This window comes from Desulfospira joergensenii DSM 10085 (assembly GCF_000420085.1).
GTDB classification, from domain to species: Bacteria; Desulfobacterota; Desulfobacteria; order Desulfobacterales; family Desulfobacteraceae; genus Desulfospira; species Desulfospira joergensenii.
The window spans coordinates 159,402-183,247 of sequence record NZ_ATUG01000003.1 but is presented as its reverse complement, the minus strand read 5'-3'; the positions used below and the strand labels follow the sequence as shown (position 1 = coordinate 183,247).

Sequence of the window (23,846 nt, the reverse complement as noted above, 5' to 3'; positions counted from 1 at the left end):
TCTTCGATAAAAAAATTGCAGCTCCATAAAAGGAAATAGATTTGACCGGAATAAGCGAGATCCTTGTTTTAGTATTTCTCATCTGCCTGATCCTCATTGTCCCCCGAATGATGAAACCGGCTCCTAAAAAAGTCTCCCAAAAGCCTTCCGGGAAATTATCCCCCGGAATGCGGGCCGGAATCGTCGCCAGCATCCTGCTGCCTTTTGTTGCGGCCCTGATTTTAAAACCATGGGAGGGCAGGCTTGCCTTCTATGTCTGCATCGGTATTCTGCCGGTGATCCTTTCCTGGGCAGCGCTATGGGTTGCGGCCGGGAAAAAAAAATAAAGTCGATCCAACCCCAAAAAACATTACTTTAAAAGTATATTATATTTTAGTAATGAATAAAAAAAGTTTAATTATTTAGTTGACATATTTCTCATTGTGGTTAATTTGTTTTCAAACGAAAGCTCCTGAACACCAGGAGAGGAAACCAACCACAGGAGGAATAACAATGAGACTTGTACGATATAACCCTTTAAGCGAACTGTCTTTGTTCAGAAATTCTTTTAACGGCTTTTTCAATGATCCCCAGCTCTTTCCCAGGGAAACCCGGGTGTGGAATCCCCTGGTCGATATCCTGGATCAAGAGGATGCCGTCGTACTGAACGTGGAACTTCCCGGTCTTTCAAAAGAAGACATCTCCATTGACATCAAGGAAAAGGTATTGACCATCAAGGGGGAAAGAAAACTTGAGCAGGAAGAGAAAAAAGAAAACTACTATAAAAGAGAAAGAAGCTTTGGCTGCTTCCAGCGGTCCTTTTCCCTTTCCGATGATATCCTGACCGACGAAGTATCTGCTGATTTTAAAGACGGGATTCTCAAAATCACCCTGAAAAAGAACCCGGCCAAAGAAGAGGTAAAACAGATCACCATCCATTAAATTTTCAAATCCACTCTGTTCAATCAGAAAAACCGGGGCCCATGGCCCCGGTTTTTCCATTTTTGCACCCTCTGACCGCACCCCATCTCCGGGACGCCTGCACGGCCTGTCCTATTTTTTTCCTTGACAGGGGATAAACATGGAACTATGTACTAAAACAGTGTTCACAGCAACGATTTAACGACAACATTTGGGGGGACAAGTCATGAAAAAGATGTTTAAGCTTTGTGTTTACCTGGTTCTTTTTTCTTTCTGCATTATCTGCTCAGCCTCTGCCAAGGCGCCCGTAGAGGGGAAATGGAAAACCATTGATGATGAAACCAACGAGCCCAAATCCATTGTTGAAATCTTTGAAAAGGACGGAAAATTTTATGGGAAGGTTGTCAAGCTTTTCCGGAAACCCGGAGAGGACCCCCATCCCACCTGCAGTAAATGTCCGGATGATGATCCCAGGAAAGATCAACCCACCCTTGGCATGGAGGTGATCAAGGGCCTTGAGCCCGACGGAGACACCTATTCCGGAGGCACGATCCTGGATCCGAAAAAGGGGAAAATCTACGCCTGTAAAATCTGGGTGGAAGAAGACAAGCTCAAGGTAAGGGGAAGCATTCTTTTCTTTTACCGGACCCAGACCTGGCATCGGATGGAATAAAGGATCCCGGAGAAAAAGAAAAACAAAGGCCCGAGCTTATGGTCCGGGCCTTTGTTTTTGCCTGGCTGCGGTTTCACTTCAATACGTTGCGCAGCCGTAAAACCGAACAATTGGCATGTTTAACAATTTTACGGGCACAGGTATCGGAAAAAGCCTCGTTAATGGGCCGCCGGTGATTATGGTATACCACGATGAGATCGGCGCCCCATTTGTCCGCCATTTTTAAGATCTCTTCATAATGCCTGCCCACGAGCACCTTATGGGTGACTCTGCCCTGGGCACAATTTTCCCGGATAAAATTTTCAAGGGCCTGGTTAAAGTGTGCCCTGGCCTCATTCTTGATATCCTCGGTCACAAAGGAGGCTACAATGGGCATGGTGAACCCGGGCATGACGCTGACAATCCGGATCTGGGCATTGCTCAGGGAGGCAAGCTCTGCGGCATTGTCATAAACCGCCTTGGATGTCCCGGGGTAGTCGATATCAATGGGAACCAATATTTTTTGGAACATGGGTTTCTCCTGTAAAGATTAAACAGTCTCCAATCCGGTTTTCCTCTTTTTCTGGACCAGATAGATCAGGACCAGAACTCCCAGGGCCGGGATAAACATCAGCTGTTTGGGAGGACGGTGGGCAACCATGTTGACATTGACAATCTCCTGGTCAAAATCCACCCCCATTTTTTCCGCCCTGGAACCGAAGACCACATTGTCCACCAGAAGTCTGTCCCCTTCAACCCGGACCTCAAATCCGATCTCATTGAGCCGTTCCCCTCCTTTGCCGGCCGGGCCCACCGGAAGCATCAGAGCCTTGGCATATTCATTTCCGTCCAGATCTTCTCCTCGTATATCCATTCTCAGCATGGTATTGGGTTCGATCTTTTCCACAATTTGAACCAGCTCTATCCCGGGCCGGATTTCAAAGGGAGGATAAATTTTGTCCCAGAAAAAACCGGGCCGGAACAGAGTAAAGGCCACAAGCAGGAGCAGGAGGCTTTCGTAGATCCTGTTCCTGGTGATCCAATACCCTTGGGTGGCGGCGGCAAAGACCAGCATGGCGATCACTGCCGTAATAACGACAACGATAAGGTGAAACCAGTTTCCGATACCGATGATCAGCAATTCAGTGTTGAAGATAAACAAAAAGGGAAGGATGGCCGTCCGGATATCGTAACCAAATCCCTGGATCCCCGTCCGGATGGGGTCCCCCCCTGAGATACCGGCCGCGGCAAAGGCGGCCAGGCCCACAGGCGGGGTATCATCGGCCAGAATACCAAAATAAAAAACAAAGAGATGGACCGCCACCAGAGGGACGATGAGTCCGTTCTGGGCTCCCAGTTCCACGATCACCGGGGCCATGAGTGTGGATACGACAATATAATTGGCCGTGGTGGGCAGGCCCATGCCCAGAAGAAGGCTGATGACCGCGGTAAACAGGAGAATCAGCATGAGGTTGCCGCCGGAAATGAACTCGACAAACTCGGTCATGACAAGGCCGATGCCGGTGAGGGTAACGGTGCCGACCACGATACCGGCCGCGGCCGTAGCCACCCCAATACCGATCATATTCCGGGCACCGGAGACCATGCCCTCAATGAGATCGTCCCAGCCTGTCTTGAAACTGAATCTCGGGTCCTGGGTCTTTCGAAAAAATCCTTTTAAAGGTCCCTGGGTCAGAACGATCACAATGAGAAGCATGGTTGCCCAGTATGCCGACAAGGAGGGAGACAGTCGCTCCACGGTCAGGCACCACATGAGCACCACGATGGGCAGAAGAAAATAATAGCCGGCCTGGGCCGTGGATCCCAGATCCGGCAGTTCCGTTATCTCGTGGGATTTTTCCAGTTCCGGCACCCGGCAGGCAAACCAGATCAGTCCGATATAGGCCGCTGTCAGCATCAGGGTGACCACGTAGATGGTGGCCTTTCCGGCAACACCCTTTATCCAGCCCAGTCCGTAGTATGTGACACCGCCAAGGATGATGATGAACAATAGGGTCATGACAAAGGAAAAAAGTTTTTGGACAAGGGTCTTGGTGACCTTTTTTTCCATGCCTTTCAGCCCCATTTTGCAGGCCTCCAGATGGACGATATAGACCAGGGCGATATAGGAGATGATGGCCGGCAAAAAAGCGTGTTTGATGACCTCCACATAGGAAATCCCCACGTATTCCACCATGAGAAAGGCCGCAGCCCCCATGACCGGAGGGGTAAGCTGGCCGTTGGTGGATGCGGCCACTTCCACGGCACCGGCTTTTTCAGCCGGGAATCCCACTTTTTTCATCAAAGGAATGGTAAAGGTGCCTGTGGTGACCACATTGGCGATGGATGAACCGGACACAAGGCCTGTCAGGCCTGAGGATACTACAGCGGCCTTGGCCGGCCCCCCCCGCATATGTCCCAGACCGGCAAAGGCCGTCCGGATAAAGTAATTTCCGGCTCCGGCGGATTCGAGCAGGGAACCAAAGAGAACAAACATGAAAACCATGCCCGTGGAAACGCCCAGAGCAACCCCGTAGACCCCTTCTGTCGAGAGCCAGTAGTGGGACATGCCCTTTACCAGACTGGCCCCTTTATGGGCAATAACATCGGGCATATGGGGTCCTGCGAATGTATAAAACATAAAAACCATTGCCACGACCATGAGAGGCGGTCCAAGGGCACGCCGGGTGGCTTCCAGCAGCAGGGCCAGGCCAATCACGGAAACCACCAGATCAAACGTCGTGGGATTTCCCGGGCGGGCAGACAACTGGACATAGAAAATAAATAGATAAGCGGCACAAAAGGCTGCCAGCAGAGCTATAAACCAGTCCTGTAAAGGGATATACTCCCTGGGGGAAGATTTAAATGTGGGATAGGCCGTATAGGATAAAAACATGGCAAAGGCCAGGTGAATGGCCCGGGCTTCGGTATCGTTGAGTACAAAGACATTAAATATAAACGGAAGGGGGGAAGCATACCACAATTGGAACAGGGTCCAGGCAAGGGGAACAAAGAATAAAATTCTTTTGGGAAGGGTACCGACCGGGTTCCGTGCACCGGTGTCTGCCTCGGCAATCATCTCCTGGAGAGCATCATGGGATGATTCTCCGCTGTTTGCTTCGGTCATTCTAGGGGGTCCTCCAATTAAAAAGGGTGACGCAGCTTGAGCAAAAAAAAGCGTACGGCCGGGGCCGGACCGGATCCAACCGATCCAGAGCCCCTCCGCATATCCTGTTTTTCAGATCTTACATCAAACCCGCCTCTTTATAATACTTGACAGCGCCCTCATGCAGAGGGGCGGAAAGCCCGTCTTTGATCATCTCTTCTTTTTTCAGATTGGCAAAAGCCGGATGAAGCTTTTTGAACCGCTCAAAATTTTCAAAAACCGCCTTTACAACGTTGTATATGATCTTTTCCGAAACCTTGGCAGAGGTAACAAAGGTGGCACCCACACCAAAGGTTTTGGTGTCGGTATCTGTACCGCGGTACATCCCGCCGGGAATGACGGCAAACCGATAATAGGCATTATCCGAAACCAATTTCTCAATGGGAGGCCCGTCAACGGTAACGATGACTGAATCGCAGGCCGTGGTGGCCTCCTTGATGGATCCGGAAGGGTGGCCCACCGTATAGACAAAGGCATCGATTTTATTATCACAAAGGGCTTTGGACTGTTCTGCCGGTTTCAATTCCGAGGCCAGTTTAAAATCCTCTTTGGTCCAGCCAAAAGCCCCCATGACAACTTCCATTGCCGTGCGCTGTCCGGAACCGGGATTGCCGATATTTACCCGTTTGCCTTTAAGGTCGGTGAAATTTTTAACCCCGGAATCCGCCCTGGCCACAACGGTGAAAGGTTCGGGATGAACTGAAAAGATGGCTCTCAGATCTTCCATGGGCCCCTTGTCTTTGAAGGGTCCTTTTCCGTAATAGGCGTTATACTGCACATCTGACTGGGCAACGCCCATATCCAATTCCCCGGCGGCAATGGTATTCACGTTGTAGACAGACCCCCCGGTGCTCTCCACAGAGCATCGGATGCCGTGGGTTTTTCTTCCTTTATTGACCAGGCGGGCAATGGCTCCGCCGGTGGGGTAGTAGACTCCTGTGACACCGCCGGTTCCAATGGTAACAAAGGTCTGGTCAGATGCCTGAACAGGGACAGACCCCATGAAAAGAAAGATACCGAACAATGCTGCCATCCAAATTACCAATAATTTTTTCATTTAAACCTCCAAATTAATGATGAATCGTTTGTCAAATGCCTCAAGCCAACAATGATTTTTGTTTTTCCCCCTTTCATCTTCGCTTTTTTTCTATAATTTTTTCACAACCTGTTCCGGGTTCTTTTTGAGGATAATTCTGGCGTCCACCACATCCAGTCCCTCTTCGTAAAGCATCACCGGATTCAGATCCATCTCCTCTATTTCAGGATAGGCCTCCACAAGTTCAGAGCAGATGGAGATGAGTTTGCGCATGGACTTTTTATCGTATCCTTTTTGTCCCCTCACACCGTCCAACAGTACGGAAGACCGGGTATCTTCCAGAATTTTCTTACAGGATGCCGAAGAGACCGGAAGTACCCAGAAGGTTACATCCTTCATGATCTCCACCATGATTCCTCCCAGACCGTACATGATCACCGGTCCGAACTGCTCGTCGATTTTGGTGCCGATGATGACTTCAAGCCCCGGCCTGGCCATGGGAGCGACCAGGACCCCTCTGATATCCGCATCCGGGTTAAAGGCCCTGGCGTTTTTCATGATCTGCTGAAACCCTTTTTTGACATCGGCTTTGGTTTCAATATTGAGCAGGACACCTCCGGCGTCACTCTTGTGAAGGATATCCGGGGAGGCGATTTTCAACACCACTTTGCCCTTGATCTGGCAGACCATTTTCCAGGCCTGTTCCGCGCTGGCGGCGACGCCTCCCACCGAGGTAGGGGCACCGTGCATCTGGATCAATTGTTTGGCCTCATGTTCAAGAAGAGCGGTTCTGCCCTCTTTTCCGGCGTTCTCAATGATCCTGATCCCCTCCCTTTTGGCCTTTGCCCGCCAGTTCAACTCAAAATTTGTTATGCCGTGGTAGGATTTCAGATATCGCCCGTACCGGCAGAGGGAGGCAACAGCCTTGCATGAAATGTCCAGAGAATCATGGACAGGTATATCATAATGGCGCAGCAAATCCAAGGCATGGGATGGGTGGGAGGCATACAGGGAATGAACGAAAATGGGTTTGTGCCTTTTTCGGATCATGGCCCCGAACCTGTGGGCGGCAGCCTCTTCACCAATGGCAAGGCTTTTTTCGAACCGGATTCCATAGCCGCCGAAAAGCCCGACCACCAGAAGTCCCCCAACATTCGGATCTTTCATCAAAATTTTAGCGCAGTCGGCAAAGAGACTGGGATCTGAATCCGTACCTCCTGCCACATCCACGGGATTGACCAGAGAGGCGGCTTCTGGAAGGATGGAGCCAAGCTTTTCCTTTGTTTTTTCACTCAGTTCAGGCATGTTTACCCCGTAGTCGGACAAGAGGTCGGCTGCAATGGTGGCATGCCCTCCCCCGTCTGCCAGAATGGCGATATTGTTGTTTTTTACGGGGGGCTGGCTGGACAGGGTTTCCGCCACAGGAAAAAGTTCATCTGAATTTTCAATGACAATGATTCCGGCCCGTTCATAGGCGGCCTTGGCCACCTGACTCATGCCGGCAAGGGACCCTGTATGGGAGCCGGCGGACCGTTTCCCGGTTGCCGACCGTCCGCTTTTCAGGAGGATAATGGGTTTTTCAATTGAGGTTTTATAAGCCTCCTGCAGAAACTCCCGGCCCTGGCTCATGCCTTCCACGTACATGAGAATGGCCTTTGTATCCGGATCATTTCTGAAAAAAGCCAGGTATTCGTGGAACTTGATGTCGGCCTCATTGCCCACGCCCACGTAATAGGTGAAGCCTTCATGTTTTCGGATGGTGGCTTCGGTAATCAAGGTCAGGGCCATGTTTCCGCTCTGGCAGAGAAGGGCGATATTTCCCCTGGGAGGGTTTTCGATTCCCACCAGATTCATATTGGACTTGAGGTTGATCATTCCGGAAGTATTCGGACCGATAAGACGGACATTGGTTTCCCTGGCAGCCTGAATAACGGCATCCTCAAGCTCTTTGCCCTTGTCCCCCAACTCGCGAAAACCACCGGCAATAATTACGGCGCCGGCCACTTTTTTCTCCCCGCATTTTCGTAAAATCCCCGGGATGGTCCGGGCAGGGGTGGTGATCAATGCAAGGTCCACAGGCCCCTCAATGTCGGTCACCTCTTTATAACAGGGAATTCCCAGAATCATGTCTTCCTTGGGATTTACCGGATAAATTTCCCCTTCAAATCCGTCGGCCTTAAGGGTTTTAATGGCCTGATATCCCCGTTTGGTTTTGGATTTAGACGCTCCGATAATGGCCACTGATCTGGCGTTGAGCACTTTGTCCAACATGATCTTTTCCTTTGCTTATTTTTTCCGGTTTTCAAAATCTTCCAGGGATTCTTCCCTTTCTTTCGTCGATACACATGCCAGACAGGCTTCAATCTCGTAGTCCATAAGGGTTTCCATGCTGCACTCCCCCTGGGCCATGAGCAGCCCCTTCTTGATGAGCTTCAGGGAAAATGAAGAGTTGGCTGCGATCTTCTCCGCCATGGCCAAGGCCTCATCCATTAGATTTTCCAGGGGAACACACCGGTTGACCAGACCGATCCGTTGGGCCTCCTCACCATTAATGTACTCAGCCGTGAACAGAAGCTCCCGGGCCTTTGCCGGTCCGATCAGATCCTGGACCAGCCGGAAAGCGCCTCCGGTTACGGACGAGGTGACCTTGGCCTCGGGGGATCCGATCAGGGCCTCTTTGGCTGCGATTCGGATATCACAGGCCAGGGCCAATTCGTATCCCGATCCCAGTGCATACCCGTTGATTGCGGCGATGATCGGCTTTTCAAACCGGATGATTTTTCTGGAGGCCTCCTGGAGGGATTCAAGATAATTTCTATACTCTTCAATACTCCGGCCTTTGGAATCTTTAAGATCGGCACCCGTTGAAAATGCCCTGCCCTCACCGGTAATGATCAAGGCCTTGATATCCTTGTCCTGCCGGACCATTTCCAGAGCATCCTGGATTTCAATCCAGAGCTGCCGGTTCATGGCATTCAGCACTTTGGGCCGGTTGAGTTTGATCAGACCCAGCTTTTCTTTTTTTTCAAAGATGATGCATTCGTACTCCATGGGCGTCCCCTTTCCCTTACTATTTATTTTTACAGCGCCTTCCTCTTTCCATTCAAAAACCGACCCCAATAAAATACAACCAATTACCGGATTGGAGCATGGAACCTTCCTTTTGCGAATTTGGGTACCTTTGACAAGGGGAAGGGTTTTATCCCCTTATCGTTTTATTTTTCCATTCATGGACACGGGATATCGCCAAGGTGAAGCATGACGGTCGGATTGTCCAGTGAATCAAATTATAGATGCTGGAGGGAAGTTCAGGGTCAGTTGCTATAAATTTTGAGGCTGGATGTCAGCGGAACAGACCCCAACATTCTATAAAAAATTTATAAAAAGCCATCTGAAGGGATATCAAATATCATCATAAAAGAACAGGCGCAGATCAGGAGCCCACCCAAATGTGTCTCTGGAATTCATTGTTTCCCTTAGATTTTTAAGGGGATCAGAAGGGCCTCATCTTCTCCGGTACAGGATCTTTGGGCCATATGGCGGTGGCTTCCGTCCTGGATGCCCTGGGATCGAAACCCTTCTGATTTTTGCAAACTCCCTTTTTTCTCTTTTTGCTTCTGTTTCATAACCTCTTAATCGGATTTAAGAACTGACAGAAAGGCAGACTGGGGAATTTCAACGCTTCCCACCATCTTCATACGTTTTTTGCCCTTTTTCTGCTTTTCCAGAAGTTTTCTTTTCCTGGAGATATCTCCCCCGTAACATTTGGCGGTCACATCTTTTCGAAAGGCAGAAATGGTCTCCCTGGATATGATCTTGCCGCCGATGGCACCCTGGATCGGGATCTTGAACTGCTGCCGGGGAATCTCTTCCCTGAGCTTCTTGCAGGCGACCCGGGCCCTGGCCTCGGCCTTGTCCCGGTGAATGAGCTGGGACAGGGCATCCACCCTTTCACCGTTGATCAGAAAATCGAGCTTTACCAGATCGGTTTCCCGGTACCCGGCGATTTGATAATCAAAGGATCCGTATCCCTGGGTCACGGACTTGAGCCGGTCGTAAAACTCGTAAACCACCTCGGCCAGGGGCAGTTCAAACCGCATTTCCATACGGTTGGAGGTCAGGTATTGGTAGTTGGTGCTCACCCCCCGAAATTCATGACAGACCTGCATGACATTGCCCATGTATTTGTCCGGTACGATGATGGAGGCATTGATAAAGGGCTCCCTGATCCTGGTGATCTCGGCCGGGTCCGGATAGGCCACGGGGTTATCGATGATAAGGACCTCTCCGTCGGTCCGGGTGATCTCATACTGCACCGAGGGAGAGGTCAGGATCAGGGAGATGTCGTACTCCCTTTCCAGCCGTTCCTGGACCACCTCAAGATGGAGAAGCCCCAGGAACCCGCACCGATACCCGAATCCAAGGGCAACGGAGCTGTCCTTTTCATATATCAGGGAGGCATCGTTGAGCTTGAGTTTCTCCAGGGCCTCTGTCAGTTCCTCGTAATCGTCGGAGGCCACGGGATACATGGAGGAAAACACAACCGGCGTAGGTTCTCGGAACCCTCCCATGGGGGCATCACATTTCCGGTCCGGCATGGTCACGGTGTCGCCGATCTTCACATCGGATATGTTCTTGATCCCGGCAATACAATACCCCACCTGTCCGGAAATGAGCCTGTCCTGGGGTTTTCTTTTAATCTGGAAGAGTCCCACCTCTTCAACCTTATACTGGGCGTTATTGGACATGAACATGATCCGGTCGCCCTTTTTGACATGGCCCTGAAAAATCCGGAAATGGACAATGGTTCCCCGAAAGGCATCATAGTGGGAATCAAAGATCAGGGCCTTGAACCCTTCTTCATCCAGGACATCCTCTTTTTCCGATTCCGGGCCCGGTATTCCCTGGATAATGGCATCAAAGATCATGTCCACCCCGGTTCCGGCCTTGGCCGATACCAGCAGGGCCTTCTCACTGTCCAGACCCAGATCCTCTTCGATCTGATCCTTGACCCAGTCAATGGCGGCCGAAGGGAGGTCGATCTTGTTGATCACGGGGATAATGGAAAGGTCATGCTCCATGGCAAGGTATAGGTTGGCCAGGGTCTGGGCCTCCACGCCCTGGGTGGCGTCAACAATGATCAAAGCTCCCTCGCAGGAGGCCAGGGCCCTGGATACTTCATAGGAAAAATCCACATGGCCCGGAGTGTCAATGAGGTTGAGCAGATATTCAATACCGTCGGGGCCGGTATAGGGAAGGGAAACGGTCTGGGACTTGATGGTGATTCCCCTTTCCCTTTCAATGTCCATGGAATCCAGAATCTGATCTTTCATGTCCCTGTCGGAAATAATTCCGGTCAGTTGAATCAACCTGTCGGAAAGGGTTGATTTTCCATGGTCAATGTGGGCAATGATGGAAAAATTCCTGATATTTTTTCTATTGAGTTTCAATAAAGCTCCTAACTAAGATGTTGACAAATATCCTGGTTTTAGTTTAATTCTATGCCCATACATTTATCAATTGAGCAAAAAAGAGTCAAGATTTCCCTCTTTACTAACCTGTCTTTCCAGGAGCCGACAATGGCAAATTCCATTCTCATAGTTGATGACGATACCGCAATCAAAGAATCCGTGGAAGAATATCTCAAAATACTCGGTTATACTGTGAAAAGCGCATCCAGTGCTGAGGATGCCCTGCAGATACTTGAATCTTTTCACGCCGATGTGGTCCTCACCGATATCATGATGCAGGGAATGGACGGTCTTGAACTCACAATGGAGATCAAAAAGAAGCATCATGCCGATGTCATGGTCATGACCGGCTATAGTGCAGAGTACTCCTATGAAGAGGCGGTCAAGGCCGGAGCCAGTGATTTTATCTTCAAACCCTTCAGATTCGAGGAACTTGACCTCAGACTGAAACGGGTTCTCAGGGAAGCGGCCTTTAAAAGGGAGAGGACCAAGATGCTCAAGGATATGGAGCAGCTGGCCATCACAGACGCCCTGACCGGGCTCCACAACTCCCGGCAGTTCTTCCGCCAGATCAAACTTGAAATCCAGAGATTCAACCGCTATTCAAGGGCTCTCTCCCTGCTGATTCTCGATATAGACTTCTTTAAGAACTACAACGACACCTGGGGGCATCTGGAAGGTGACAAGGTGCTCATGGGTATCGGCAGGGTGATCTCTTCGTGCATGCGTTCCATGGATACGGCCTATCGCTACGGCGGTGAAGAATTTGCCATTATCCTTCCCGAGACCGGTCTGAAAAGAGCCTGTGTGGTGGGGGCCAGGATCAAGGACCTGATCGCCTCGGAGGTATTTGAGCCCGAACCCGGGGTAAAGGCCGTGGTTACAGTCTCCATCGGGGCCAGCGAACTCAACCGGGACGAAGATGTCACCTCTTTTATCAAACGGACGGACAAGGCCCTGTACAAATCCAAGGAAAGCGGCCGGAACCGTCTGACCTATAGCTGAAAAATCAAGATATCCGCATGGAGATGTCCACGGACCGGGCCTGATGGGTCAGGGATCCGCAGGAGATCACGTCCACGCCTGTGGAGGCAATGCGCTTCAGGGTTTCCAGACAGACGTTGCCCGAGGCTTCCACAATCGCCCGTCCTTTGATGTATTCCACTGCCTGCTCCATGTCAGGGGGACTCATATTGTCGAGCATGATCACGTCGGCCCCGGATTTCACCGCCTCTTTTACCTCATCCATGGAAGAGACCTCCACCTCTATCTTCATAAGGTGGGAGGTCCTGGATTTTACCGCCCGGACCGCTTTTTCAATGCTACCTGCCGCAGCAATATGATTGTCCTTGATCAAAATACCGTCAAACAGGGAAAACCTGTGGTTGTATCCTCCCCCTGCCCTCACGGCTTCTTTTTCCAGGCATCTCCAGCCGGGGGTGGTCTTCCGGGTGTCCACGAGCCTGACCCCGGGATTGTCCGGCGGACTCCCCAGGGTTTCCACATAGGTGCGGGTCAGGGTGGCAATGCCGGAGAGGCGCTGGAGAAAGTTTAATGCAACCCGTTCTCCCTTGAGTAGATCAATGAGCCTGCCCCGGGCCTCGAAAAGAATTTCACCCTCGGATATCCGGTCCCCGTCGGTAAATCCGGACCTGCACTCAATCCCGGGATCCAGGGAATAAAAAACCTTTTTGGCCACTTCAATGCCGGCAAGGACGAAAGACTCCTTTGCCAGCATGATTCCCTTTCCCCGGTGGCCGGAGTCCAGGATGCTCTCCGAAGTAATATCCCCCAGCCCGGAATCCTCAAACAGGGCCAGGGAGATGATCTGTTCCGTAAGATTCATGGATGAAGGCCTATTGCATTTTCCTTATACGGTCCAGGCTGGCCTGGAGTTTTTCATTTTTCTCTTCCAGTTCCCTGTGCAGGGTTTTAACCTTTTTAATGACTTCTTCAGGGGCTTTATCCAGAAAGCTCTCGTTGTTCAGTCTCTTTTGAACCCCGATCAGCTCTTTGGTATTTTTTTCCTTTTCCTTTTCCAGACGCTTTGTTTCTTTTTGAAAATCAATCACCCCTTCCAGGGAGACATAACAAGTGGTGGCGGAAGTAACCGATGCTGCAGAAGAGGATGGTATGGAATCTGTATCGCAGAAATAAAAGCTCTCCAGAGAGGCCAGATTCACGATGATGGCCTTGTTCTCGGCAAGGATGATCTTTTCTTTTTCATCATCTGCATGGGCCAGAACCTTAATCTTGGTGGAGGGCTGAATATTCATTTCGCTCCTGATATTCCGGATCCCGGAAATCAGGTCAAAGAGAAAGCCCATATCCTGTTCAACCTTTTGATCCCTGTGGAGTTCAAAGCTCTCTTCATCATAGGGAAAGGAAGCCGCCATGACAGACCCGGTTGTGCTGGGCAGGATATGATAGATCTCTTCGGTAACAAAGGGCATAAAGGGATGGAGCATGACCAGGATATCTTCCAACACCTTTGCCAGAACCCCCCTGGAGGTTTCCTTTCTGGCCCTGCCCTCTTTTTCATAAAGAGAGGGCTTTGCAGTCTCAATATACCAGTCGCAGAATTCATGCCAGACAAATTGATAGGCAGCCGAGGCTGCCTCGTTGAACCGATAGGTCTCTATTCCCTGTTTCACGGCCAGGGCAGTGGCTGCCGATCTGGACAGGATCCATTTTTCCGGCAGGGATAGCTTATCCTGTTCAAATCCTAAGCTCTCCTCATCCATGTGCATGAGGGCAAACCGGGAGGCGTTCCAGAGTTTGTTGACAAAATGGCGGTATCCCTCCACTCTGGATTCGGACATCTTCACATCCCGTCCCTGGGCGGCAAAGGCGGCCAGGGTGAATCGGAAGGCATCTGCCCCGTATTGGTCGATAACCTTTAAGGGATCGATGACATTGCCCTTGGACTTGCTCATCTTCTTTCCGTGTTCGTCCCGGACCAGGGCATGGATATAGACATCGTCAAAGGGAACCTCGTCCATGAAATGGATGCCCATCATCATCATCCGGGCCACCCAGAAAAAGAGGATGTCAAATCCAGTAACCAGGACATTGGTAGGATAAAAGGTCTTGAGCAGATCGGTATCCTTGGGCCATCCCATGGTGGAAAAAGGCCAGAGCGCACTGGAAAACCAGGTGTCCAGAACATCGGTTTCCTGGACAATTTCTTTGGACCCGCAGGAAGGACAGGATTCAGGATCTGTCTCTTCCACAATCACCTCCCCGCATCCGGGACATTTCCAGACCGGGATCCGGTGGCCCCACCAGATCTGCCTGGAGATGCACCAGTCCCGGATATTGTCCATCCATTCAAAATAGGTCTTGGACCAGGTATCGGGAATGATCTTTGTCCTCCCGCTCCGGACGGCCTCGCTCGCTTTCTGGGCCAGGGGAGCGACCTTTACGAACCACTGCTTGGAAATGGAAGGTTCCACGTCGGTGTGGCAGCGGTAGCAGTTGCCCACACTGTGCTTTAAGGGTTCTTTCTTTTCAAGGAGCCCCAGTTCACTTAGTTTTTCCAGGGCCTGTTTCCGGCATTCAAACCGGTCCAGTCCCTTGAAGGGTCCTGCCCCTTCCAGCATGGTCCCGTCATCGGCGATTACCTTGAGTTTCTCCAGATTGTGCTTCTCTCCAAGATGAAAGTCATTGGGATCATGGGCAGGGGTCACCTTAAGGGCTCCGGTGCCGAAACCGGTGTCCACATAGTCATCCCGGATAATGGGGATCATTCGGTCCGTCAGGGGAAGGAGCACCTCTGTTTCGGTCAGGTCGGCAAACCTTTCATCATTGGGATTTACGGCTACGGCCGTATCCCCGAACAGGGTTTCCGGACGGGTCGTGGCCACGGTGAGTCCTTTTTTCTTTCCCTTGAACGGGTAGCGGATATAGTAGAGGTAGGAGTCTTTTTCCTCATATTCCACCTCAAGATCGGCCAGGGCTGTTCTGCATCGGGGGCACCAGTTGATGATGTACTGGCCCTCATAGATCAGCCCTTCCTTATAGAGCCTGACAAAGACCTTTCGTACGGCATCGGACAGGCCCTCGTCCATGGTGAATCTTTCCCGGTCCCAGTCGCAGGATGCCCCCAGACGCTTGAGCTGGTTGATGATGGCACCGCCTGATTTTTCACGCCATTTCCAGACCTGGTCAATGAACGCCTCCCGGCCCAGCATGTCCCGGGTCTGGCCCTTGACTGCCAGGTCTCTTTCCACCACATTCTGGGTGGCAATTCCGGCATGGTCGGTTCCCGGCATCCAGAGGACATTGTATCCCAGAAGTCTCCGGTACCGGCACATGATATCCTGGATCACGTTGTTCAGGGCATGGCCCATGTGAAGCACCCCGGTAACATTGGGCGGCGGAATTACAATGGAGAATCCCGGTTTTTCGCTCGAGTCCTCTGCCTTGAAAAAGCCCTTGTCCAGCCAGTACTTATACCATTTTTCTTCGATCCCCGAAGGCTCATATCCTTTGTCCAGAGCATCCGAACCCATAAATTCACTCCTAAAACCCTTATTAATGAAAAAGGGGATATACATCCCCATACCCAGATAAATTTAAATGATGCTGAAAATCAATCGCTGCCGATCTGATCCAGATCCTTTTGAAGGCTTGCCTTGATTTCCTTGATTTCCTTTTCGATCATCTTTTCAATGACCTCAAAGAGAATGGTTTCGATTTTTCCTGCGAACTTCTTTTCGATGACCCGTTCAAGGGCAGCTTCGACCCTGTCCGAAGAAACCTTTGAAAGATCGACCCCTCCATCGGATTCAAGGGAAGGGACATTCTGAAAATCTTCATCCCCAGATTCGACATCGTCAAGTTCCATGACCTCCCCGTCAAAGGATTCTTTGCCCAAGTCCCGGGAAAGGCTGTCATCAACAATTTCCGTTAATTCGATGATTTCATCATCCAGTTCTTGATCTTCAGTCATACTCTCCTCACTTTCATTGAAAATTAACCGATTCTGCCAATTTTCCACGGAAACAAAAAACTATCAAACCCATAACAAAGTGTCAATGAATTGTTAAAGGGGGAATCCTGGAACCTGTCAAGGATAGGGATTGTATTTTTCCCGGGTTTCACGTATTCTTCTTGGCATCTTTTTTTACACGAGGAGCCCCCATGACCAAATCCATTCCCTATGCCAGACAATGGATCCATGAAGAGGATATCCGGGCGGTTGTCCGCACCCTTGATTCTTCTTTTCTCACCACCGGACCGGAAATTGAAAAATTCGAAGCTCGTCTTTGCCAACTTACCGGAGCCGGGCACGCAATTGCCTGCACCAACGGAACCGCAGCCCTTCACCTGGCCTGTCTGGCCCTGGAAATCTCTGCCCCGGATCTCGGCCTGACCTCTCCCATTTCTTTCCTGGCATCGGCCAATTGCATTGAATACTGCGGAGGCAAAACCGATTTTATCGATATCAACCCCCTCACCCTTTGCATGGACCCTGAAAAACTGGAGGCGTACTGCCTTTCAAATCAACCGCCCAGGCTGGTCATCCCGGTCGACTTTGCAGGCATGCCTGCCGACCTGCCTGCCATAAGATCCCTGGCCCAACGGTTTGGATTTGCCGTCATTGAAGATGCCGCCCATGCCATCGGCTCCACTTATACCTTTGAGGGCCGGACCTATGCCTGCGGTTCCTGTGCCCATTCCGACCTGGCCATCTTCTCCTTTCATCCGGCAAAGACCGTCACCGCAGGAGAGGGGGGGGCAATTCTCACCAATGACGATGATTTGGCCTTCAGGCTCAAGACCCTTCGAAACCACGGTATGGTCAAAAACCGGGAACTCAACGAGGAGCACGGCCCCTGGTACTATGAAATGGAAACCCCCGGGTTCAATTACAGAATCACCGATATTCAGTGCGCTCTGGGAGTCTCCCAGCTTAGCCGGATAGACGAGTTCCGGGCCCGCAGACAGGAAATCGCCAGGCTCTACAATAAAGCCTTTAAAGACGATGACCGGCTGATCCTGCCCCCGCAGGAACTGGGGAAAACCGCCTGCCCCCACCTCTATCCTATACAGTTCAGGGGAGGCAGTTCTGTCCGCAAAAAAGTTTATCAAGGGCTTGCCGCTGAAAATATTTTCTGCCAGGTCCATTATATTCCCATCCATTTCCAGCCCTATTATGCAAAAAAATACGGGTATACCAAAAAAAAATGCTACCAGGCTGAGACCTATTACTCCAGATGCCTCAGCCTGCCCCTGTTCCCGGCCTTAAAGGATGAGGAGGTTCAAACCGTCATTGATAAATTGTCGGCACTGATCTGATATGCCGAAATTTCTGATCCAGAAACAGGCCATTGCCAACGGCAGGGTGAGGATTATTGGGCAGGAGGCCAAGCATATCTCAAAGATCCTCCGGCTGAAAAAAGGAGACCCCCTTGACCTGACAGACGGAAAGGGAGTCGACTATTCCGGGCTTATCCTTGGGACTTCCCTGCACCAGGTGGACATTGAAATCATCTCGGAACAGCCCTCTGCAACAGAATCCCCTTTGAAGATAAGCCTTTGTTCCGGCATGCTCAAGAACCAGAAAATGGATGAGATGATCAAAAACCTCACCCAGCTCGGTATTGATGAGTGGATCCCCTTTTTCTGCGAACGCTCCGTTCCCACCCCGGATTCCAAGGGGATTGAAAAGAAATTGGGCCGCTGGCAGAACATCGCCAGGGAAGCCGTCAAGCAGTGCAGAAGAAGCCGGGTGCCGGATATCCTCACTCCGGTGGACTTTAGAAAGGTTCTCGACCGGACCGCCCCGTCCGATATCAAGATCGCCTTCTGGGAAGGCTCAGACACCCCCTTGAAATCCCTTACCGTCCCCTCCCCTGCCCCGGACTCCCGGGTGGCCATCCTTATCGGTCCTGAAGGGGGATTTTCAAGCCGGGAGATCAAGATGGCCCAAGAAAAAGGCTTTATCTCTTTTTCCCTGGGACCGCGTATCCTGAGGGCTGAAAACGCCTCTGTATGCGCCTGTGCCCTGGTTCAGCATATTCTGGGAGATATGTAAGCAAAGCCGGTTTGGCCTAACAGGGTTTTAATTTTTCCCTTGACATAATTTCCCAAAAGGAATATAAACCCCCTGTTGTTTCGAGCCCAGGTAGCTCAGTCGGTAGAGCAGGGGACTGAAAATCCCCGTGTCAGCAGTTCAATTCTGTTCCTGGGCACCAAAAAATTCAAGGCCCTTGGCGGTTAAGCCAAGGGCCTTTGTTTTTTCTATGGTTTATGCTGTCCATGGCCTGTCCTGCCCATTGTTCCCGGCACCTTCCGGATCTTTGCCGGCGGCCGCTTTACCCGGTGCGGCTAAGCCACCTTATTCGGAAAAGCATAAAGGCTCAACTTTTTGTTAGCACCGGCTAACTTGCCGGTAAATTCAATGTAAGGCTGATTTCCGGGTTTTCAATACCGCCCGATTTAATTTATCTGGCAGAAGGTCTGGGAATCGGGTATATCTTCAATCGGTAAAGGAAGCGTACACCCACTTGAGGGCCTTTGACGAACCCAGGACCTGCACGGTGAGCGGCACACCAAATATGAAAAGGGTGAGGAATTTTACCCTGGAATAAAAGATTCTTTCTGTTTCAGCAATGATCAATGCCTGAACCTGGTTTTTGGGATCAGTTGAATAGTGATTGAGCGGATATAGGGCAGATTGCCACGACTATAGAATAAAGGCTGAAGAATGAAAGACGATACAATATACCGGCTGATCAAATTTTTTACCAGGCTGATTGGCTGGATTCCCCGCCCCATAGCGAGGGGTATTTCCGATTTTTTGGGACGGATCTGGTTTAAGGCGGATAAGCGGCATCGGCTCATTGTTCAGGAGAATATCAGCCATGCCTTTGGTCTCTCCATGGATGATCCGGGTGTCAGAAATATGGCCAGGGAAATCTTTAAAAACATAGCCGGAATCCTGTTTGAAATCGGGTGGGCATATAACCTGAAAAGAAGCGAATTCCCCCGCTATTTTACTTTTAAAGGATATGAAAACCTGGAAGCCGCTCTTAAAAAGAGAAAAGGAGCACTGGTTCTGACCTGCCACCTGGGAAACTGGGAACTGCTCTGTCAGGCCGTTTCTCAGTTGGGGCTGGAAAATGCAATTCTTTACAGGAAGCTCGATTTTCAGCCTTTGGAAAGATTTTTACTTGAAATCCGGGAGCAGTTCGGAACCCGGCTGATTGCATTGAAAGGTGCCAGCCGAAAGGTCGACGCTCTTCTTGCCAGAGGCCATATTGTGGGTACGCTTCTGGATCAGAATGTGGATTGGCATGAGGGCTGTTTTGTGAATTTTTTCGGCCGGCCTGCCTGCACCAATGACGGTGTCGCCTCTCTGATCCTGAGAACGAAGGCTCCGGTTGTTCCCATGTTCATCGTAAGAGAGGGACAAAAGTATCTCATTGAATTTTTGCCTGAGGTGCCGTTGGTCCTTACCAATGACAGGATAAAGGACCTGGAGATCAACACCCAGAATTATACCTCTGCCATTGAGACCATGATCCGTCGCTGCCCAGCCCAATGGTTCTGGGTACATAACCGCTGGAAAACAAAGAATTCATGCCCCTGGCCCAAGGCGGCTTGATCAAGAGCTGTCGAACGAACGGGTCTTGCATCATTCTGAATTTCCTCTATCTAAAATTGATTCGTTTATACTCTTTATAAGCTCAGCTTGGATATACCTTTACAGAGGTTTTGAATGCTGATATGAAACACCGCAGACAAGAAGATGATCGTCAGATCGCTATTCGCTCATGATGGATATCCGGACCTATCGATCATGCAATTGCGTTTCAATCATAAGAAGCCGTCTTTTATCCTTGAAAATCATATAAAATGAACCTTGATCTGGAAAATAAAATCGCAGTCGTAACCGGGGGGAGCGCCGGTTTGGGAAAGGCAATCGCCCTCAGCCTCGCAGGGGAAGGCGCCAGAGTCGCTATTTCAGGACGGAGGCAGGATCTTCTTGAGCAGACGGCAATTGAACTGAGAAGGGAAACCCAGGCCCAGATATTGACCTTTGCCGGGGATATGACTCAGATTGAATCGGTAACCGAATTTGTCAAAAGAATTGTTGATGAATGGGAAACTATCCATATACTTGTGAACAATGTCGGACAGGCGACCCGTGGACACCTTGAAACATTATGCCGGAAGGATTGGCAAAACACATTTGATACCAATTTATTGAGTGCCATTCACTGCACCGGCCAAATTACCCCGATAATGAAAAATCAGAAATGGGGAAGAATCATTTATATTTCGGCTCTGTCGGGAAAGGAACCGGGCGGGGAATTAATTGCTTCAAACGTCGTAAAATCGGGCCTCATCAGTTTTTCAAAGACATTATCCAGGGAATTGGCTCCTGACAATATTTTGGTCAATTGTGTATCTCCCGGATTGATCGAGTCACCCCAGAATGACCGTTATTTTACTCCATCTGAAAGAAATGAGGCCATTGGGAATATTCCGCTCCGCAGATTCGGAGATCAAAATGAATTTGCCGATGTTGTTGCATTTTTATGCTCTGAGCGGGCAAGTTATGTGACAGGTGTGAATTTACTGGTTGATGGTGGCGCCAGCCGGGGAGTATAATTCCCTATAATGCGAAGAGTATAGTATGGCCATATTGTTCAGATCCAAATTCTTACAACCTGAAGACAGGAGACAGAACCCATGGGAAAAAGACTGATCTTGTTTGTCCTTCTATTGTTTTTCCTATCCGTAAGTGTATCCGCTGCCATGAACCGGGGCAGTGATTCCATTCAGATTCATGCCGGGAACAAAGGAGATATCACTTTTCCCCACCACGATCACCAGGATGCTCTGGGAGACTGCATGATCTGCCATGACCTCTTTTCACAAAGGAAAGGGGCCATTGCCGATTCCATTGCCAAGGGAGATCTTAGAAAAAAGCAGATCATGAACAAATCCTGCATCCAGTGTCACCGGGACCGGAAAAAGACGGGCAAATCCTATGGCCCCGTCAACTGCAACGCCTGTCATAAAAGATAGGCCGCTTTAAAGCCGGCCCTCCAGAATATCCATGATGATTGGAATGGCCGGAGGCACCCTAGTGCTTGACCGGGTAAGATTCCGGATCATGGTAAGATGGGTTCCCCGGACCAGGGTAAGGGGAACTCCTTTCAGGCGGGTGGAATCCACAGTGACCAGGATGTCTCCGATTGTGTCGAAGAATCGCTGGTTCAGGGGTATCACCCGGGCGGCAATGATGTGCATATCCACATCCCGCGGCCGTGGGCGGGCGTTAAGCTCCCTGAGAAATTTACTGCCGGGAATCAGGTCAACGGCGGCGGCCCCGGTTCCGTCCAGGAGAAAATAAAGGAAAGGGGCATCCTTTTCCAGCCAGTGATGAAGGAAGTCCCTGATCTCAGTCATGATGCGGAGCCTGGCCAGCTGGGAGCCGTGGTTGGGCGTGCCGACCATGATCAGACGTTTAATCCGGGGAACCAGGCCGTTCTGAACCAGGGTCGAGTACTTGAGATCCGGACGGGTGAGCATATTCCGGGTCACCAGTCCGCCCATGCTGTGGGCAATGACGATGACGGACCTTTTTTCGTCCAATTTCTCCAGTTCGCCCAGGAAGAAATCCGACGACAGGGAAATTGCCTGGTCATTGGGATAGACCATTTCAAAGGTCCTGAAGTTTTTCCCGGTTAAGACCGGTGCCAGATTCATCCAGATCATACCGGGTTCATCCAGCCCATGAATGAGGATGATAAGGTCTGAACCCTCTGTATCCTGTTCGGACCGGTTCAATACTTTTAATCCGTATCCCTTTTGGGTCTTCCGGTCCGCGGCAGGAAAGATTTTCTTCACCAGGAACTGGATGGACGTTCTGGCATGTTTTTCCTGATCCGGAAAAAAACCTCTGCCCCATTGGACACAGAAAAAAACAATCAGGATAACAATAAAAATTTTCCCAAGTTTTCTAATGGAAAGCTTTTTCAATTCCCCTCCCTGTCCGGGTCTGCCCTGCCCTTTTATCCGTGGAGGCAACCATTGGGTTGACATCACGGGACTTTATCTATAGGTTGTCACTTGCCAGTTTTTAGCCGTAATGGCACGTTTGAGAATAACCTTACAGGACCGGATACACCATGCTGTTGAAAATCAACCCCGACAACCCCCAGGAACGCCAGATTTCAATTGCGGTGGAAATCCTTAAAAAAGGCGGACTCCTGGCCTATCCCACGGATACCTTTTACGGTATCGGCTGCAATATCATGGACAAGAAAGCCATTGAACGGATCTATGCCATTAAACAGAGGGATAAAAACAAGCCCTTCAGCTTTATCTGTCCGGATCTTAAAGACATCTCCAAATATGCCAAAGTTTCAAATGTCGCCTACAGGGCCATGAAGCGGCTGCTGCCCGGTCCCTATACCTTTGTGCTTCCCGGTTCCAGAATGGTCCCGAAAATCATGCTCACCAAACGGAAAACCGCCGGTATCCGCGTACCGGACCATGAGATTGCCCTGGTCCTGACCCAGCGTCTGGGCAACCCCGTCATCTCAACCAGTGCCACAGACCCGGACGGCAAGGTATTCCAGGATCCTTCCCTGATCCACGACTACTTCGGCAAGAGGCTTGATGCGGTCATTGACGGAGGGCCCGTGCCGGGCCAGCCCTCTTCCGTGGTCTCCCTACTGGATGACGTACCTGAGGTGATCCGTCACGGCGCCGGAGATGTGGAGATCTTTGAGTAGGGTATCTGCCAGTTTCCGGATAAAGCTCAACTGATCCTCCTTGGGATAAACCGGTTTCAGCTCTCCCTGGATCATGGCCAGCTCCCCGGCCCACTGGACCGTATCATCCAGATTGCCCAGCCTGTCCACCAGTTTCAGCGCCAGGGCGGTCTGTCCCGTATAGACTCTTCCGTCGGCCAGCTTTGCCATCTCTTCGACCTTGATATCCCTGGCCTTGGCTGCATGATTCACAAACTGAAGATGAAGTTCATCCACCAGGTCCTGGAGAATCTTTTTCTCGTTTTCCTTGAGTTCCCGTAACGGAGATCCCATGTCCTTGAATTCTCCGCTCTTGATGACCACGGGGGAGATCCCGATTTTCTTGGCGATCTCCATGATATTGGCGTATTCCATGATCACGCCGATGCTGCCGGTGATGGTACCGGGATTGGCCACAATCCCCTGGGTGGCCGATGCAATATAATAGCCTCCGGAAGCGGCCACGGATCCCATGGAGGCCAATACCTTTTTGGATGCCCGGGTTTTCATGAGTTCACGGTAAATTTCCTGGGAGGGCCCGATACCGCCGCCCGGGCTGTCAATGCGGATAATAATGGCCTTGATATTTTCGTTTTTCCTGAAATCCCGGATCTGTTCGATGATCTTTTTGGAGGAAAGAATCGGCCCGGCTACTTCCACGATGCCGATATTGCCGCTCCCTGAAGAGGTGAACCGGTCCTCCAGGCCCTTTCCCACGAACTGGGAACCGATATAGGCCAGGCCGATAAATCCGAGAAAGACCAGGGTCATGCAGGAGGAAATAATCATGAAAAAAAACAAGAACGGGTGGCGTCTGGCAAACATGGGAATCATCCTTTTGTAA

22 protein-coding genes and 1 tRNA gene are annotated in these 23,846 nt (G+C 50.6%); 11 read left to right on the top strand and 12 right to left on the bottom strand.

Annotated elements, in window-relative coordinates; genetic code table 11:
- Positions 1-41: 41 nt before the first annotated feature.
- From F608_RS0125020 to F608_RS0125010, 3 genes are all read left to right on the top strand, one after another.
- Positions 42-326, top strand: coding sequence for a hypothetical protein (locus F608_RS0125020; protein ID WP_022668483.1), 285 nt, complete (start codon positions 42-44; stop codon positions 324-326).
- Between the two features lie 166 nt (positions 327-492).
- Positions 493-921, top strand: a complete 429-nt coding sequence (locus tag F608_RS0125015; protein WP_022668482.1) for an Hsp20/alpha crystallin family protein — start codon at positions 493-495, stop codon at positions 919-921.
- A gap of 205 nt (positions 922-1,126) precedes the next feature.
- The gene (locus F608_RS0125010) at positions 1,127-1,573 is read left to right on the top strand and encodes a DUF2147 domain-containing protein (protein ID WP_022668481.1); all 447 of its coding nucleotides are present in this window, start codon (positions 1,127-1,129) and stop codon (positions 1,571-1,573) included.
- Positions 1,574-1,646: 73 nt separating this feature from the next.
- Here the strand turns inward: F608_RS0125010 and F608_RS0125005 are convergent, their stop codons facing one another.
- The 7 genes from F608_RS0125005 to lepA form a co-directional block, all read right to left on the bottom strand.
- Positions 1,647-2,084, bottom strand: coding sequence for a universal stress protein (locus F608_RS0125005; protein ID WP_022668480.1), 438 nt, complete (start codon positions 2,082-2,084; stop codon positions 1,647-1,649).
- 18 nt (positions 2,085-2,102) lie between these two features.
- Positions 2,103-4,679 (bottom strand): TRAP transporter permease, encoded by a 2,577-nt coding sequence (locus F608_RS0125000; RefSeq protein ID WP_022668479.1) that lies wholly within the window; start codon positions 4,677-4,679, stop codon positions 2,103-2,105.
- A 118-nt stretch (positions 4,680-4,797) separates the two neighbouring features.
- Positions 4,798-5,775, bottom strand: a complete 978-nt coding sequence (locus F608_RS0124995; RefSeq protein WP_022668478.1) for a TAXI family TRAP transporter solute-binding subunit — start codon at positions 5,773-5,775, stop codon at positions 4,798-4,800.
- A gap of 90 nt (positions 5,776-5,865) precedes the next feature.
- Positions 5,866-8,025 carry an acetate--CoA ligase family protein gene (locus F608_RS0124990; RefSeq protein WP_022668477.1) on the bottom strand — a complete coding sequence of 720 codons (2,160 nt, stop codon included), beginning with the start codon at positions 8,023-8,025 and terminating at the stop codon, positions 5,866-5,868.
- Positions 8,026-8,040: 15 nt separating this feature from the next.
- Entirely contained in the window at positions 8,041-8,805 is a 765-nt protein-coding gene (locus F608_RS0124985; RefSeq protein WP_022668476.1) for an enoyl-CoA hydratase/isomerase family protein, read from the bottom strand.
- 425 nt (positions 8,806-9,230) lie between these two features.
- Complete coding sequence (locus F608_RS36345) at positions 9,231-9,380, bottom strand: hypothetical protein (RefSeq protein ID WP_022668475.1); 150 nt, start codon at positions 9,378-9,380, stop codon at positions 9,231-9,233.
- A gap of 6 nt (positions 9,381-9,386) precedes the next feature.
- Complete coding sequence (gene lepA / locus F608_RS0124975) at positions 9,387-11,204, bottom strand: translation elongation factor 4 (RefSeq protein WP_022668474.1); 1,818 nt, start codon at positions 11,202-11,204, stop codon at positions 9,387-9,389.
- A gap of 129 nt (positions 11,205-11,333) precedes the next feature.
- On the opposite strand from lepA, the gene F608_RS0124970 reads away from it, so the two are divergent.
- A complete protein-coding gene (locus tag F608_RS0124970) occupies positions 11,334-12,230 on the top strand; it encodes a GGDEF domain-containing response regulator (protein WP_022668473.1) in 897 nt (298 codons plus the stop codon).
- A gap of 4 nt (positions 12,231-12,234) precedes the next feature.
- Here F608_RS0124970 and nadC read toward each other — a convergent pair whose 3' ends face one another.
- From nadC to F608_RS0124955, 3 genes are all read right to left on the bottom strand, one after another.
- Positions 12,235-13,071 (bottom strand): carboxylating nicotinate-nucleotide diphosphorylase, encoded by an 837-nt coding sequence (gene nadC, locus F608_RS0124965; protein ID WP_022668472.1) that lies wholly within the window; start codon positions 13,069-13,071, stop codon positions 12,235-12,237.
- A 10-nt stretch (positions 13,072-13,081) separates the two neighbouring features.
- Positions 13,082-15,739: a valine--tRNA ligase gene (locus F608_RS0124960; protein ID WP_022668471.1), complete on the bottom strand. Its 2,658-nt coding sequence runs from the start codon at positions 15,737-15,739 to the stop codon at positions 13,082-13,084.
- Between the two features lie 80 nt (positions 15,740-15,819).
- Positions 15,820-16,179 carry a hypothetical protein gene (locus F608_RS0124955; RefSeq protein WP_022668470.1) on the bottom strand — a complete coding sequence of 120 codons (360 nt, stop codon included), beginning with the start codon at positions 16,177-16,179 and terminating at the stop codon, positions 15,820-15,822.
- Positions 16,180-16,370: 191 nt separating this feature from the next.
- On the opposite strand from F608_RS0124955, the gene pseC reads away from it, so the two are divergent.
- The 6 genes from pseC to F608_RS0124920 all read left to right on the top strand — a co-directional run bounded on the left by pseC (position 16,371) and on the right by F608_RS0124920 (position 21,269).
- Positions 16,371-17,528 (top strand): UDP-4-amino-4,6-dideoxy-N-acetyl-beta-L-altrosamine transaminase, encoded by a 1,158-nt coding sequence (pseC, locus tag F608_RS0124950; protein WP_022668469.1) that lies wholly within the window; start codon positions 16,371-16,373, stop codon positions 17,526-17,528.
- 1 nt (position 17,529) lies between these two features.
- Positions 17,530-18,267 (top strand): RsmE family RNA methyltransferase, encoded by a 738-nt coding sequence (locus F608_RS0124945; RefSeq protein ID WP_022668468.1) that lies wholly within the window; start codon positions 17,530-17,532, stop codon positions 18,265-18,267.
- 84 nt (positions 18,268-18,351) lie between these two features.
- Positions 18,352-18,427 (top strand) — tRNA-Phe (locus F608_RS0124940).
- 512 nt (positions 18,428-18,939) lie between these two features.
- Positions 18,940-19,839 carry a lysophospholipid acyltransferase family protein gene (locus F608_RS0124930; RefSeq protein ID WP_022668466.1) on the top strand — a complete coding sequence of 300 codons (900 nt, stop codon included), beginning with the start codon at positions 18,940-18,942 and terminating at the stop codon, positions 19,837-19,839.
- 251 nt (positions 19,840-20,090) lie between these two features.
- Positions 20,091-20,849, top strand: a complete 759-nt coding sequence (locus F608_RS0124925; protein WP_022668465.1) for an SDR family NAD(P)-dependent oxidoreductase — start codon at positions 20,091-20,093, stop codon at positions 20,847-20,849.
- A gap of 81 nt (positions 20,850-20,930) precedes the next feature.
- Positions 20,931-21,269: a cytochrome c3 family protein gene (locus F608_RS0124920; RefSeq protein ID WP_022668464.1), complete on the top strand. Its 339-nt coding sequence runs from the start codon at positions 20,931-20,933 to the stop codon at positions 21,267-21,269.
- Positions 21,270-21,275: 6 nt separating this feature from the next.
- Here F608_RS0124920 and F608_RS33315 read toward each other — a convergent pair whose 3' ends face one another.
- Complete coding sequence (locus tag F608_RS33315) at positions 21,276-22,226, bottom strand: esterase/lipase family protein (protein ID WP_022668463.1); 951 nt, start codon at positions 22,224-22,226, stop codon at positions 21,276-21,278.
- A 149-nt stretch (positions 22,227-22,375) separates the two neighbouring features.
- Between F608_RS33315 and F608_RS0124910 the strand changes: the two genes are divergently transcribed.
- Positions 22,376-22,984, top strand: coding sequence for an L-threonylcarbamoyladenylate synthase (locus F608_RS0124910; protein WP_022668462.1), 609 nt, complete (start codon positions 22,376-22,378; stop codon positions 22,982-22,984).
- Here F608_RS0124910 and sppA read toward each other — a convergent pair.
- Entirely contained in the window at positions 22,922-23,827 is a 906-nt protein-coding gene (gene sppA, locus F608_RS0124905) for a signal peptide peptidase SppA (RefSeq protein WP_022668461.1), read from the bottom strand. The two genes, F608_RS0124910 and sppA, sit on opposite strands and share 63 nt — an antisense overlap.
- Between the last annotated feature and the right edge of the window lie 19 nt (positions 23,828-23,846).